Source organism: Rossellomorea sp. NRS-1567 (assembly GCF_050467885.1).
Classification (GTDB): domain Bacteria; phylum Bacillota; class Bacilli; order Bacillales; family Bacillaceae_B; genus Rossellomorea; species Rossellomorea aquimaris_C.
The window spans coordinates 156,606-169,097 of the sequence record NZ_JBITPL010000025.1 but is presented as its reverse complement, the minus strand read 5'-3'; the positions used below and the strand labels follow the sequence as shown (position 1 = coordinate 169,097).

Sequence of the window (12,492 nt, the reverse complement as noted above, 5' to 3'; positions counted from 1 at the left end):
AGAGGTGAAAGTTATGAGCAAAAACAAACATGAACTGGATAAAAACTATGAACCTGAAAATGGCTCCATGGCATCTGATATGGAAGAGATGGAGCAGTTGGGAAAACAAATGGACAAGTTAAGAACGAATGAAGAGCTGAAAGAGGACAAAAAGCAGCCGGATCCTGTTCAATATAAAGAAAAAGACAAGGAATAAGTAATAGTTGACGGAAAACTCTGAATATATTAGTCTATAGATAGAGAGCTGGGCCCATTATCTTAAATGAAAGTGGGTGAAGAGGATGTCTTCTAAACCTCAGCGTCGAGAAGAAGCAGAACCTCTTAACGGAAGCATGGCCTCCAATATGGAGGAAGTCATTAAGCTAGGGAAGCAGATGGAAAAATTACGTTCCAGTGGCGAATTAAAGATACACAATCGAGTATCAGACCCGGCTCAATATGAAGAAGAAGCTTAATCAGGTGATTCCGCCTGGTTATTTTTTTTGAGGAAATCTGTCATTCACGGACACCTCCACAACCTGTCAGAAAAATAGGCTCGTCCAACCGTAAAAGAACGTTTAATTGTCGAAATTATTTGTAAATTTATCAATACTTCTGCATAGGATAGAGTAATCCCCGTTTCACTTCATGGGATACATGCAGTTTAGACAGTCAACATAGTGTATGCAGGAGATTGAAAAAATGTGAAAAAAATTTAAGGAGGGGAATAATTTGAGTCAAATGGATAATCATCAGTTTGTCATTTCCAAGGAAGATTGGGCCCTCCACCGCAAAGGTCACGATGATCAACAAAGACATCAAGAGAAAGTACAGGATGCGATTCGAAATAACTTACCAGATTTGATTACTGAAGAAAACATTGTCATGTCCAATGGTCGAGACGTCGTCAAGATCCCGATTCGTTCTTTAGATGAATATAAAATTCGTTATAACTATGATAAGAATAAGCACGTCGGGCAAGGTGACGGTGAAAGTAAGGTAGGAGACGTCATTGCAAGAGACGGCTCACCACAGCAGCAGGGTCCTGGAAAAGGTCAAGGGGCCGGAGATAAAGCCGGTGAAGATTACTATGAAGCAGAAGTGTCGATGCTTGAGATTGAAGAAGCCTTATTTAGCCAATTGGAACTTCCGAACCTAAAGAAGAAGGAGCAAGATGTTCAAACCGTCGAGCACATTGAATTCAACGATATCCGTAAAACAGGCCTAATGGGGAATATAGATAAAAAGAAGACGATGATGTCTGCCTTTAAGAGGAATGCCATGAAAGGAGCACCAAGCTTTCATCCGATATATACCGAAGACTTGAAGTTCAGAACGTGGAATGAAGTATTAAAGCCTGAATCCAAAGCGGTCGTATTGGCCATGATGGATACAAGTGGTTCCATGGGAGTTTGGGAGAAATATATGGCAAGAAGCTTTTTCTTCTGGATGACACGCTTTTTGAGAACAAAGTATGAAACCGTAGAAATTGAATTCATTGCACATCATACCGAGGCCAAAGTGGTATCAGAAGAACACTTCTTCTCGAAAGGAGAAAGTGGAGGAACCATCTGTTCATCTGCTTATCGCAAAGCGTTGGAACTCATCGATGGAAAGTACGCTCCAACCCGCTATAATATTTATCCGTTCCATTTCTCTGATGGAGATAACCTGACGTCTGATAACGTCCGATGCGTCAAGCTTGTAGAAGAATTAATGAAAGTATCCAGCATGTTCGGATACGGGGAAGTGAATCAGTATAACCGCCACTCCACCTTGATGTCAGCCTACAAAAATATTAAAAACGACGATTTCCGTTATTACATTCTCAAACAAAAAGCCGATGTATTCCATGCCATGAAAAGTTTCTTCCACAATGAGCAGGAAAAAGCATTCGCTTGAGAAAAACCAGCCGATGAGGCTGGTTTTTCACTGTCATCTGTTTATCTACTTACATATGAAAATATTAGGTTATTCTGTATGCATAGTGCTAGAATAGAGAGAGGTACTTTTAAAACATTCTATAAGCGGTGAGGTTTATCATGACAGATGAAAAGCAGGAAATTCAACAACTAAAGAATGAAATTAAAGAATTAAAAGAGCAGCTGGTTCAATCAGAACAGCTCATCATGGAGATCTCAGCACCCATAATCCCGTCCATCGTCCCTGAAACGATCCTGATCCCCATTACGGGCAGACTCAGTCCGGAGCGCTTTGAAACGATCATTACAAAGATATTGGACGTCTCTTATGGAGGAGACATTAACACAATCATTGTAGATTTCTCTGCGATTTCAGAAAAAGAAATCGGGGAAATTGATATCTTCGGTACCTATATCCATAACATGGCCAAGGCAATTGGATTAATGGGAATCGAAACACTCTTCGTAGGGTTTACTCCTGCCCTTACTCAAGTGATGATCAATTCAGGAGTGAGAGAACTCCAAGGAATTAAAAGCTTCCTCACCTTCCGGACAGCTTTGCAGTATTTGATGAGAGAAAAGGACATTACATTCCAGAAGATAAATGAGTAAAAGAACCAGCCTGCATGGTTGGTTCTTTTTATTTATATTCAAATGCAAACAACCTTCATGTTTGTTCTGTGATAGGGGAAACTACACCTATCAGACTCAAAAGGATTTGATTAATTCATGGTTGATTTTAAAGACTTAGGTATCGTGGCGTTAAGAATCTTTACGATACTTCCATTTATGATTTTTGTCACATTATATATGGGGAAACGTTCCATTGGGGAATTGCCGGTATTTGATTTTTTAGTGGTCCTCGTGTTTGGTTCTGTCGTAGGAGCGGATATTGCGGATCCTGACATCAAACATATCCATACCATCATCGCAATGATTCTGATCGGCATATTACAAAAGATCTTGACCAAAATGAAAATCTCTTCACGAAAAATTGGGAAATTGCTTTCATTTGAACCTACTGTGGTCATTGAAAACGGTCAGGTTCTAAAAGACGACTTAAAGAAAACGGGTTATACGATTGATAATATTCTGATGCTTCTTCGGGAGAAAGAAGTATTCTCATTGCAAGATGTGGAGATTGGAATCATCGAATCGAATGGGAGTTTATCGATAAATAAGATTCCCCCGAAACAAACGGTTACAGTGGAGGATGCGGGAGTGATGAAGCGGACGAGCCTTGCATTTCCTCTTATTGTAGATGGGGTACTGCATACGGGTGTTTTAGAAAAATTAAACGTGGAGGAAAAATGGGTTCGGCAAGAAATGCGAAAAGAGGGATTCACGGCAATCGATGAGGTGTTCTATGCTTCCATTAATGTCAGAAAGGAAATTCATATTGTGAAAACATCTGATATTCATACGTATCCTCATTTTTTTAACTGAGCATTCATAAAAGAAAAGAGTTGTAGTGTAGAGTATACTAAAAGTAAAAAAGGTGATCCCTATGAAAAAGATACTCCTATGGACTGCCATTGTTCTTCTTGCAGTTGTTCTAATAGGTGGCCTTGGATTTTACTTCTGGTCAGAACAAACGTATTCAGCCACAGAAGAATTAATAAAAACAATCAAAATCGAAGAGGATCCATTAATTGAAGAAAAAAAAGACTGGCTTATTTTTAATCCCGAGGAATCTAACAGCAAGGGCCTTATTCTATATCCAGGAGCAAAGGTCGAAGTCGAGGCTTATGGGTATTTAGGGAAGTCACTTTCTGAGAAGGGGTACACAGTCGTCATTCCAAGGATGCCCTTTCATATCGCTTTTTTGGGTATAGGTGAATCTGAAAAAATCATAAACAGTTTTGATGAGGAGCTTAATTGGTATGTGTCAGGTCACTCACTGGGTGGTGTAGCCGCATCTACATACGCCTATGATCATCAAGATGAGATAAAAGGGGTGATTTTCTTCGCCTCTTATCCAACAAATTCAACTGATTTTTCTGAAAGCGATGTTCCTTTTCTAAGTATTTATGCAGAGAATGATGGGCTTACTACAGAGGATGATATTGAAAAAAGTAAAAAAATATTGCCCCAATCAACGGTTTTCCACCAAATCGAAGGAGGAAACCATGCAGGCTTCGGAATGTACGGGAAGCAAAAAGGGGATCTTGAAGCATATATTTCCCCAAGGGATCAGCAAGATGAAATCATACGGACGATGGATGAATGGTTATTTAAGCATTGATTTCATTATGATGCAAGCTGTTGAGCAGACTCAGCAGCTATTTTTGTATTTCAAGATAAAGGAATCCTGATGTGAAAGGTAGTATATATAAAATAGAAGGAGGTTCGATTCAGATGGAATTTATCTATGTATTAAAGCTTGTCCCGCGTTTACATAAGGAAGAAAATTGGACGACCGCGGATGAAGATATTGTTCAACATCACTTCCAAAGGCTTAAAGGATTCAAGGAAGCAGGGGTGGTAATCCTTGCGGGCAGAACATTGAATGAAGAAGAAAATGCTTTTGGAATCGTTATTTTTGAAGCGGAAGATACGGAAAAGGCCGAAGCGTTCATGAAGGAAGATCCTGCGGTAAAAGAAGGAATCATGACAGCAGAGCTGTTTCCTTACAGAGTGGCCCTTTCAAGATAGGAAATCAATACTGAAATAGAGTAGGAGAAGGTACGATGGAAAAGTGGATAGAAGAACTTTTTACAGAGGAACTATTGGCTGAAGGTGCCTTACGGTATGGGTGCAATACTGCTCAAGCGAAGAAACTCGGAGACTTTGAAAATTATGTGTATGAGGTTCATAAGGGAGACACACCGTATATTCTTCGCCTCACTCACAGTTCTCATCGGTCAGAAAGAGAAGTGGAAGCTGAACTGAAATGGATGAACTACTTACATAAACACGGAGTGAATGTATCATTAGTCAATCACTCTGATAATGGTAAGCTCGTAGAAGTCATCCAATCAGGAGATTCGTATTTCTATGTGTGCTTATTTGATAAAGCTCCAGGAAGTCCTGTGAAAGTGAATGAGCCGTTATTCGATGAAGAACTATTTTATAAATGGGGGAAAATGACAGGACATATGCACCGGGTAACAAAGAGATACGGGCAGGATGGAATTCACCGCCTTCGTTGGGATCAGGACGATGTGCTGGATTATAAGAAATATTTATCTGTGGAAGACAGGTACATACTTGATACTGGTCAAAAAAACATGGAGACCATAAGAAGTTTTGGGGAAACAAAAGATTCGTTTGGCCTGATACACTCAGATATACATCCGGGGAACTTTTTTTACCATGAGGGCGATCTTCATGTGTTTGACTTTGAAGATAGTACACAGTTCTTTTTTATAAGTGACGTGGCCATCCCTCTATACTATTCTGTGTGGTGGAAGCTCAGGAATGAGAACTTGGATATCCGCAACCAATTTGGCGGTATGTTTCTCGTTTCATTTTTAAAAGGATATTTGACGGAGTGTGATTTAGAAGAAGAGTGGGTAGAACGAATCCCCCATTTCCTCCTGCTCAGGGATCTAACACTGTATTCTGTTTTCCATAAAAAATGGGACCTTGAGAATTTATCGGAGGTCGAGGAGTCGCTTCTTTCACAGATCAGGGACAGATTGCTCCATGATGAACCAATCGTCGACCTGGACTACGATGAAATTTTTGAAAGAGCGAGGGCAAAATGATTTGGGCACTGCTTATTACAGGTGTGATCATCGGATTATTAGTCCGTCTTATGAGAACCACCTTTAAGAGTGGATATGGGATGTCTGAGGATTTATTTGATCAACCTGAGTATATGAAGACATGCAATCATTGTCACAGGAAGATTCCAAAGGATTATCAAAAATCTCTTTGTCCCCATTGCGGGAAGCTGGTGGAATGATGGAAAGGTTTGAAGGATTTCTCCTTCGAGCCTTTTTTAATGACGTTTAATTTTATATGAGGAGATAAATTTGGTATGATGCTAAAGACTGTTTACATACAAATTTATGAGGTGAAGAAATGGATAAAACCATTGGATTTATTGGATGCGGAAATATGGCACAAGCGATTATGGGCGGAATATTGAAATCAGGTTTGGTGGATCATCATTCGGTTAAAACCAGCGCTAGAACTCAGGAGACGCTGGATAAAGTAGCAGGGGAATTTGGAGTGGGGGTTACCAGTGATAATATAAGTGTAGCAGCCTTTTCGGATATTTTGTTTTTATCAGTGAAACCAGACCAATATCGGAGCATTATCGAATCGATAAAGGATTCCCTGAAAGAGGATGCCATCATCATTACCATTGCTGCGGGCATCACCATTGATTGGATGGAGAGTCGGCTTTCTAAATCAATGAAGATTGTCCGGACCATGCCTAATACCCCGTCTCTTGTAGGAGAAGGTATGACGGCCTATTGTGTAAATAATGAAGTAACGGAAGAAGATCTTACAGATGTACAAGCCATTTTAGGAAGCTTCGGAAAGGCTGAAATGGTAGAGGAAAACTTGATGGATGCCATTCCGGCAGTGAGCGGATCTTCTCCCGCGTATGTGTTTATGTTTATAGAAGCACTGGCTGATGGAGCGGTTCTGCAAGGCATTCCCCGCAAGCAGGCCTATCAGCTCGCATCGCAGGCTGTACTTGGAGCAGCCAAAATGGTTCTCGAAACGGGTACTCACCCAGGAGAACTGAAGGATGCCGTTTGCTCACCGGGAGGAGCAACGATTGAAGCGGTATCAGCTCTGGAGAAGAATAATTTTAAAGGAGCCATTTTAACGGCCATGGAAGCATGCGGTCGTAAATCGAAGTCCTTGGGCAAGTAGAGTGGAAATCATCGACCTCAAGTCGTTACTATAAGTCTGCTAAAGTACACACTTATAAACTGAAAATTTTTCAATCTAAAAAAATTTCAACCAATCCCGGAGGTCCGTCCCTCTCAACTTTATTCAAACTGCCAAAGTATATCAATACTTTGGCAGTTTGTTGTTTATCGGGTTTGGTATTCTACTGTCAAGATGGCTGTGACGCCGATTTGTCCTGGTTGGACGGCTGTACTTTCTTCAGCGGCTTTCACAAACCCGGTTGTGACAAAGGGGGTGACCATTGGGCTTGATTGCTCTGTGATGGACTTTGGCTGGGGATTGAGCTGCTGCCCCGATTGGCTCGATAATGTGAATGCTTTTTGGTATGCCTTTTGATATGCGGAAGAAAGGGCTAACTGATAGGATTCAATAGGATTTGAATTGACAAATTGAATGTTTTCTACCCGATTCGCTCCGGTCTTTATGGCATCATCCATAATCGTACCCACTTTTTCAATATCTTTTATAGTAACGCGAAATACTTGGCGAACCTCATATCCTGTAAAAACTTGTTTCCCGTCCTCATAATTGTATTGTGGGAATACTTGATAGGTCGAGGTTTGGATATCTTTTTGTGACACACCGTTATTTAATAGTGATTGAACGACTTGAGTGGATTGTTGTTGGTTCTGGTTTTGTGCCGCTTCAAGTTCTTCATCTTTAGTGACAACACCGATCGAGACTATGGCTTGATCGGGATCCACATAAAGTGTATGCTCACCAGTTACAGTAATCGTGCCATTGGTGTTGCCAGTTCTATAGTAAGGATATGAATACATGAGCAAACCTACACGCAAGTAAAGGATTCAATTTTATCTAAATCGATGCCGAAGTACACCCATGTGAATCCGATCCATCTCCACCCGGCAATGGAACGGCGCCCAACAAAGACAGGATAAAACCAGAAAGCATCTCTTCGTAACCAAATATACGTGTAACGGAATAAACATCTTCTGATGGCACCCGGGTCTACTGCAAAGACACTTGGTCCACCTTGTGTTCCTTGCATGACCGTTTTTTGTGGTTGGAAGTTCGGTGGTGGTCCGGGTGGTGGTTGATTTTGTCCGCCTTGCCCGCCTGTAGGTGGTGGTGAGCTTGGTGCGCCTTGTCCTCCACCTGGAAAGCCTGGAAAACCGCCGCCCGATCCTTGACCTCCACCAGGAAAGCCGGGGAACCCGCTACCTCCCCCAGGAAAACCAGGGAATAGTTGTCTGTGATCGTACATAGAAGAACCTCCTCATAAAGAATTCTCTTTATCATATGAGGAGGTCTAATGGGCGTGCGTGTCTATTCATTTTAACGAAGGGAGTAAATCAAGAATCCATCGCTTTTTTCATCACGTTTTTTAGCGTCTCTGCAGAGTGAGCGAATTGAGTTCTTTCTTTATCATTTAACGGAAGCTCGACGACTTTTCTGATACCCTCGCCATTAATAATGGCAGGAACACCGATGTATATGTCTTCTTGATCATATTCTCCTTCAAGGAGGGCAGAAACGGTTAAAATGCTATTTTCATTGTTAAAGATAGCTTTGGTAATCCTGGCAAGACCCATGGCAATGCCGTAATAGGTTGCGCCTTTTCGTTCAATGATGTGATAGGCTGCATCTCTTACATTGACGAATATGTCGTCGAGTTGTTTCTGCACATCATCCTGGTGGAGATCAATCAACTCACTTAAATGACTCGCTCCTACAGTCGTGTGGCTCCAAACGGGAAACTCCGTATCGCCGTGTTCTCCCATAATATAGGCGTGGATATTACGTGTATCAATATCAAAATGCTCTCCGACTAAGTAACGAAGTCTGGCTGTATCAAGGATCGTTCCTGATCCGATGACTCTTTCTTTCGGCAGACCGGAAAACTTCCACGTTGCATACGTTAAGATGTCGACAGGGTTCGTCGCTACAAGGAAAATGCCGTTGAACCCACTATCCATGACGGAGTCTACAATGTTTTTAAAGATTTTCACATTCTTTTCCACCAGGTCCAGACGGGTTTCACCCGGCTGCTGGTTCGCTCCTGCCGTAATCACGACCAAGTCAGCATCCTTGCAGTCACTGTAATCCCCTGCAGATATTTTCATAGGAGAAGCGAAAGCAAGACCATGATTTAAATCACGTGCATCTCCATCAGCTTTCTCCTTATTTAAATCAATCATCACAAGTTCATGTGCGATACCTTGATTGAGAAGAGCAAAGGCATAACTTGAGCCAACAAATCCTGTACCGATTAAAGCTACTTTGTTTGTGCATTTGATTGTCATACGTCATCACCTATCCACGAGTTTTTTGTTTGCATGATTCAAATCAATGTTCAGTTTTTTAAAGAAAGTAATGGAGTTGTAAGAGTATTAGTGAGTTTATTGTGAATTAATTCACAATCTAATAATAACATGAAACACAAAGATATTCTACTCATGAATTCAACATAAAATACATAATTGTGAAGCAGTTCACAAACTTGTCGTATATCCAAGGAGGTCCGTCCCTCAAATAAAAAAAGGGTTTTTTCTGATATGTGATGAATGTATAGAGGAAGAGGAGAGTTATGGGAGGTGTGTGTATGAATGTCAGGAGTGGGGATTTATATATCCGTCGGTTAGAGGAGGGGGATAAATACACGTTGGCAAGGTGGCTGCAGGATCCAGTGGTACTGGAGTTTTATGAAGGGAGGGACCGCCCCTTCACTCTTCAGATGGTCGAGGAGAAATTCCTTGCTGAGAGGGACGTCTTAGGTTGTCTCGTTGAGTATGAGGGGAATGAAATCGGTTACCTCCAGTATTATCAGCTCGATGAAGAAACAATGATCCGTTATGGTTACACAAATTTAGATGAAGTGATTTACGGTACGGATCAATTCATCGGAGAAGCGACATATTGGAACAGGGGAGTAGGGACGGAACTCATTCGAGCTGTAGTAGAGTACTTGCTCAAGAAAGAGGGAGTGCACCGCCTCGTGGTGGATCCCATGACCTGGAACACCAGAGCCATCCGTTGCTATGAGAAATGTGGATATAGTAAAGCGAGAATACTACGGGAGCATGAGCTTCATGAAGGCGAACAACATGATTCCTGGCTGATGGAGTTCATTCCCGAATAAATAGGAGACTGTATAATGAAAAGAAAAATAGAAGAAGCCATTGCATTGAGAGAGTCGGGAGAATACGCAGCTTCCATTGAAAGATGGAAGCGATTGATTGTGGAAGAACCAGATAATGGTTTTTTACATTACCAATGTGCATGGAGCCATGACACAATGGGACTTGAAAGCGAAGCCGTTCCTTATTATGAGAATTCGATTCAATTGGGACTGGATGATAAAGATTTACAATGCGCCTATATTGGGTTAGGGAGTACATATCGGACATTGGGAGAGTATGAAAAAAGCAAATCGGTTTTCAAGAAAGGTATCGGACGATTTCCTGAAAATAAAGCGTTGACGGTCTTTTATTCCATGACCCTCTATAATTTGAACGAACACAGTCAAGCAATGGAGCTGCTGCTGACATGCATTGGAGAATCGTCACAAGACTCCACCATTGAAGCTTATAAAAAGGCGATTACATTTTATGCTGGTCAATTGGACGCGGTGTGGAAATAAGGGTAGCTGTTCTGCATGACAGCTCTTTTTTTGTGGCCGGAAAATAAGAAGGAGTGAATGAAGTTGGCAATAACTCAACTGTATCTGGTGAGGCATGCTCACTCGGAATACACCCCCGAGGAATTAATCAGACCCTTATCAGACAAAGGTAAGGTGGATGCTGAGCATGTAACGGAATTATTAAAGAAGGAAAAGATTGATGCAGTATGTTCCAGTCCATATAAACGGGCGGTGGAAACCGTTGAAGGGACAGCCGACCATATTGGGCAGGGAATCAATTTATATGAAGAATTGAGAGAACGAACTCTCTCTGGAAAACCTGTTCAAAACTTTGAAGAGGCAATCTCATTGTTGTGGGAGGATCCTGCTTTTTCCTTGGAAGGCGGAGAGTCGAATCTCACCGCTCAAAAAAGAGGCGTTCAAGGGATATTTAAGATCATTGAAGAATATAATGGGAAAAACGTTGTGATTGGAACACACGGTAATATTATGGTTTTGATCATGAGTTACTTTGATCATCAATATGATATACGATTTTGGAGAAGGCTTGAAATGCCGGATATATATTGTTTAACTTTTGATGACAAAAATCTAAAAAGCGTCAAGAGAATATGGACACAACCAGCTGAATTTGCTGCACAAAAAGACCGTTCATTGTGAACGGTCTTTCGAGTATCTATACCCGAGTTAATGAGGCAGGAATGCCAGCTGATAGAAGAACAGGACAGCAAAGATATACACGAGTGGGTGCACCTGCTTCCATTGTCCTTTCACAACTTTAAGTAATGGATACGAAATGAATCCTAATGCAATACCTGTTGCGATGCTTGAGGTTAACGGCATGCTTAGAATGATTAGGAATGCTGGGAAGGCTTCGTCTAACTGATCCCAATTAATTTGAGAGATGCTTCCCATCATCAAGCTTCCGACTATTATGAGGGCAGGAGCTGTAATAGCTGAGATTCCTGAGACTGCACTCACGAGTGGTCCGAAGAAAGCAGCGGCAATAAACAGTACCGAAACAGTTAGTGTCGTTAATCCTGTTCTTCCCCCAGCAGAGACACCAGCTGAAGATTCAATATAAGCGGACGTAGGACTTGTCCCAAACATCGCCCCAACAGTTGTAGCAATGGAATCCGCCAGTAGTGCTTCACGGGCTCTAGGCATCGTGTTGCCCTTCATAAGACCTGCTTGTTGAGCCACTCCGATCATCGTTCCCGTTGTATCAAAGATGGTTACAAGTAAGAATGAGAACACAACGGCATATAGTCCATATTGAAAGACATCAGCAAATGCCGTAAGAGGATTTGCTACGATCAGTCCTTCTGGAAGATGTGGAAGAGCCACAAATCCTTCTTTAAATGATAACTCTCCTGTGAAGAAGGCAACGAGTCCAGTGACAATCATTCCGATAAATAATGCTCCATGGACGCGTAACACCATAAGGATAAGGGTAACAGCCAACCCGATTAACGCTAAGATCGCTGAAGATGAATGAAGATCCCCTAGCTGTACTAAATTCGTTGGGTGAGCTTGGATCAATCCTGTTAGTCTTAATCCAATAAAAGCAATGAACAAACCGATTCCTGCGGTGATGCCGTGCTTTAGATTTTGTGGAATGGCTTCGATCAATTTTTTTCTGAATGGTGTTAATGAAAGAATGATAAAGATGATACCTGCTACAAAAACGGCAGAGAATGCAACGATATAAGAAATGTCATCATTCGCTCCTACTACAGAGTAGGTAAAGTAAGCATTCAATCCCATCCCTGGTGCGATGGCAATCGGGTAGTTTGCAAACAAGGCCATCCATAACGTTCCGGCTACGGCTGAAATAATGGTTGCTAAGAATACTTGATCAAATGGGACACCTGCGTCGGCTAAAATAATGGGATTGACAACGACAATGTAAACCATTGTTAGGAATGTTGTAATTCCTGCCAATATTTCAGTTTTAGGATTAGTGCCGTGTTCCTTTAATTTAAACATCGTAATACCTCCAATAAAAACGAACATTAAAAACGCGCAACTTCTATATTATTCGGTATTAGATCGAATTTCAATAGAAAGATAGGAATTTTTTTTAAGAAATAATCCTGAAACCCCTTCCAAACC

At 41.4% G+C, this 12,492-nt stretch carries 17 protein-coding genes; 13 read left to right on the top strand and 4 right to left on the bottom strand.

Annotation, left to right across the window (positions count from 1 at the left end; translation table 11 throughout):
- Positions 1-13: 13 nt before the first annotated feature.
- The 10 genes from ACIFOD_RS18975 to proC all read left to right on the top strand — a co-directional run bounded on the left by ACIFOD_RS18975 (position 14) and on the right by proC (position 6,737).
- Positions 14-196: a hypothetical protein gene (locus ACIFOD_RS18975; protein WP_397553184.1), complete on the top strand. Its 183-nt coding sequence runs from the start codon at positions 14-16 to the stop codon at positions 194-196.
- An 85-nt stretch (positions 197-281) separates the two neighbouring features.
- Positions 282-455 (top strand): multidrug ABC transporter ATPase, encoded by a 174-nt coding sequence (locus ACIFOD_RS18970; protein ID WP_397553185.1) that lies wholly within the window; start codon positions 282-284, stop codon positions 453-455.
- 265 nt (positions 456-720) lie between these two features.
- On the top strand, positions 721-1,881 hold the full coding sequence (gene yhbH / locus ACIFOD_RS18965) for a sporulation protein YhbH (RefSeq protein ID WP_430315924.1): 1,161 nt from the start codon (positions 721-723) through the stop codon (positions 1,879-1,881).
- Between the two features lie 140 nt (positions 1,882-2,021).
- A complete protein-coding gene (locus ACIFOD_RS18960) occupies positions 2,022-2,513 on the top strand; it encodes an STAS domain-containing protein (protein WP_397553186.1) in 492 nt (163 codons plus the stop codon).
- Positions 2,514-2,630: 117 nt separating this feature from the next.
- Positions 2,631-3,347 (top strand): DUF421 domain-containing protein, encoded by a 717-nt coding sequence (locus ACIFOD_RS18955; RefSeq protein ID WP_430315884.1) that lies wholly within the window; start codon positions 2,631-2,633, stop codon positions 3,345-3,347.
- Positions 3,348-3,408: 61 nt separating this feature from the next.
- Positions 3,409-4,146, top strand: a complete 738-nt coding sequence (locus tag ACIFOD_RS18950; RefSeq protein WP_430315883.1) for an alpha/beta hydrolase — start codon at positions 3,409-3,411, stop codon at positions 4,144-4,146.
- A gap of 113 nt (positions 4,147-4,259) precedes the next feature.
- Positions 4,260-4,556: a YciI family protein gene (locus tag ACIFOD_RS18945; RefSeq protein ID WP_430315882.1), complete on the top strand. Its 297-nt coding sequence runs from the start codon at positions 4,260-4,262 to the stop codon at positions 4,554-4,556.
- 35 nt (positions 4,557-4,591) lie between these two features.
- Positions 4,592-5,611 (top strand): phosphotransferase enzyme family protein, encoded by a 1,020-nt coding sequence (locus ACIFOD_RS18940; protein ID WP_430315881.1) that lies wholly within the window; start codon positions 4,592-4,594, stop codon positions 5,609-5,611.
- Entirely contained in the window at positions 5,608-5,811 is a 204-nt protein-coding gene (locus ACIFOD_RS18935) for a hypothetical protein (protein WP_430315880.1), read from the top strand. Before ACIFOD_RS18940 ends, ACIFOD_RS18935 begins: the two co-directional genes overlap by 4 nt.
- Positions 5,812-5,930: 119 nt before the next feature.
- Complete coding sequence (gene proC, locus ACIFOD_RS18930; protein WP_430315879.1) at positions 5,931-6,737, top strand: pyrroline-5-carboxylate reductase; 807 nt, start codon at positions 5,931-5,933, stop codon at positions 6,735-6,737.
- Between the two features lie 164 nt (positions 6,738-6,901).
- Here the strand turns inward: proC and ACIFOD_RS18925 are convergent, their stop codons facing one another.
- The 3 genes from ACIFOD_RS18925 to ACIFOD_RS18915 all read right to left on the bottom strand — a co-directional run bounded on the left by ACIFOD_RS18925 (position 6,902) and on the right by ACIFOD_RS18915 (position 9,040).
- On the bottom strand, positions 6,902-7,555 hold the full coding sequence (locus ACIFOD_RS18925) for an SIMPL domain-containing protein (protein WP_430315878.1): 654 nt from the start codon (positions 7,553-7,555) through the stop codon (positions 6,902-6,904).
- A gap of 8 nt (positions 7,556-7,563) precedes the next feature.
- Positions 7,564-8,001: a hypothetical protein gene (locus ACIFOD_RS18920; protein ID WP_430315877.1), complete on the bottom strand. Its 438-nt coding sequence runs from the start codon at positions 7,999-8,001 to the stop codon at positions 7,564-7,566.
- Positions 8,002-8,089: 88 nt separating this feature from the next.
- Positions 8,090-9,040, bottom strand: a complete 951-nt coding sequence (locus ACIFOD_RS18915; protein WP_430315876.1) for an L-lactate dehydrogenase — start codon at positions 9,038-9,040, stop codon at positions 8,090-8,092.
- Positions 9,041-9,339: 299 nt separating this feature from the next.
- On the opposite strand from ACIFOD_RS18915, the gene ACIFOD_RS18910 reads away from it, so the two are divergent.
- From ACIFOD_RS18910 to ACIFOD_RS18900, 3 genes are all read left to right on the top strand, one after another.
- Positions 9,340-9,876, top strand: coding sequence for a GNAT family N-acetyltransferase (locus ACIFOD_RS18910; RefSeq protein ID WP_430315875.1), 537 nt, complete (start codon positions 9,340-9,342; stop codon positions 9,874-9,876).
- 15 nt (positions 9,877-9,891) lie between these two features.
- Positions 9,892-10,377, top strand: coding sequence for a tetratricopeptide repeat protein (locus ACIFOD_RS18905; RefSeq protein ID WP_430315874.1), 486 nt, complete (start codon positions 9,892-9,894; stop codon positions 10,375-10,377).
- Positions 10,378-10,446: 69 nt separating this feature from the next.
- Positions 10,447-11,037, top strand: coding sequence for a histidine phosphatase family protein (locus ACIFOD_RS18900; protein ID WP_430315923.1), 591 nt, complete (start codon positions 10,447-10,449; stop codon positions 11,035-11,037).
- 27 nt (positions 11,038-11,064) lie between these two features.
- Here the strand turns inward: ACIFOD_RS18900 and ACIFOD_RS18895 are convergent, their stop codons facing one another.
- Positions 11,065-12,366: an NCS2 family permease gene (locus tag ACIFOD_RS18895; RefSeq protein WP_428973496.1), complete on the bottom strand. Its 1,302-nt coding sequence runs from the start codon at positions 12,364-12,366 to the stop codon at positions 11,065-11,067.
- Positions 12,367-12,492 lie beyond the last annotated feature (126 nt).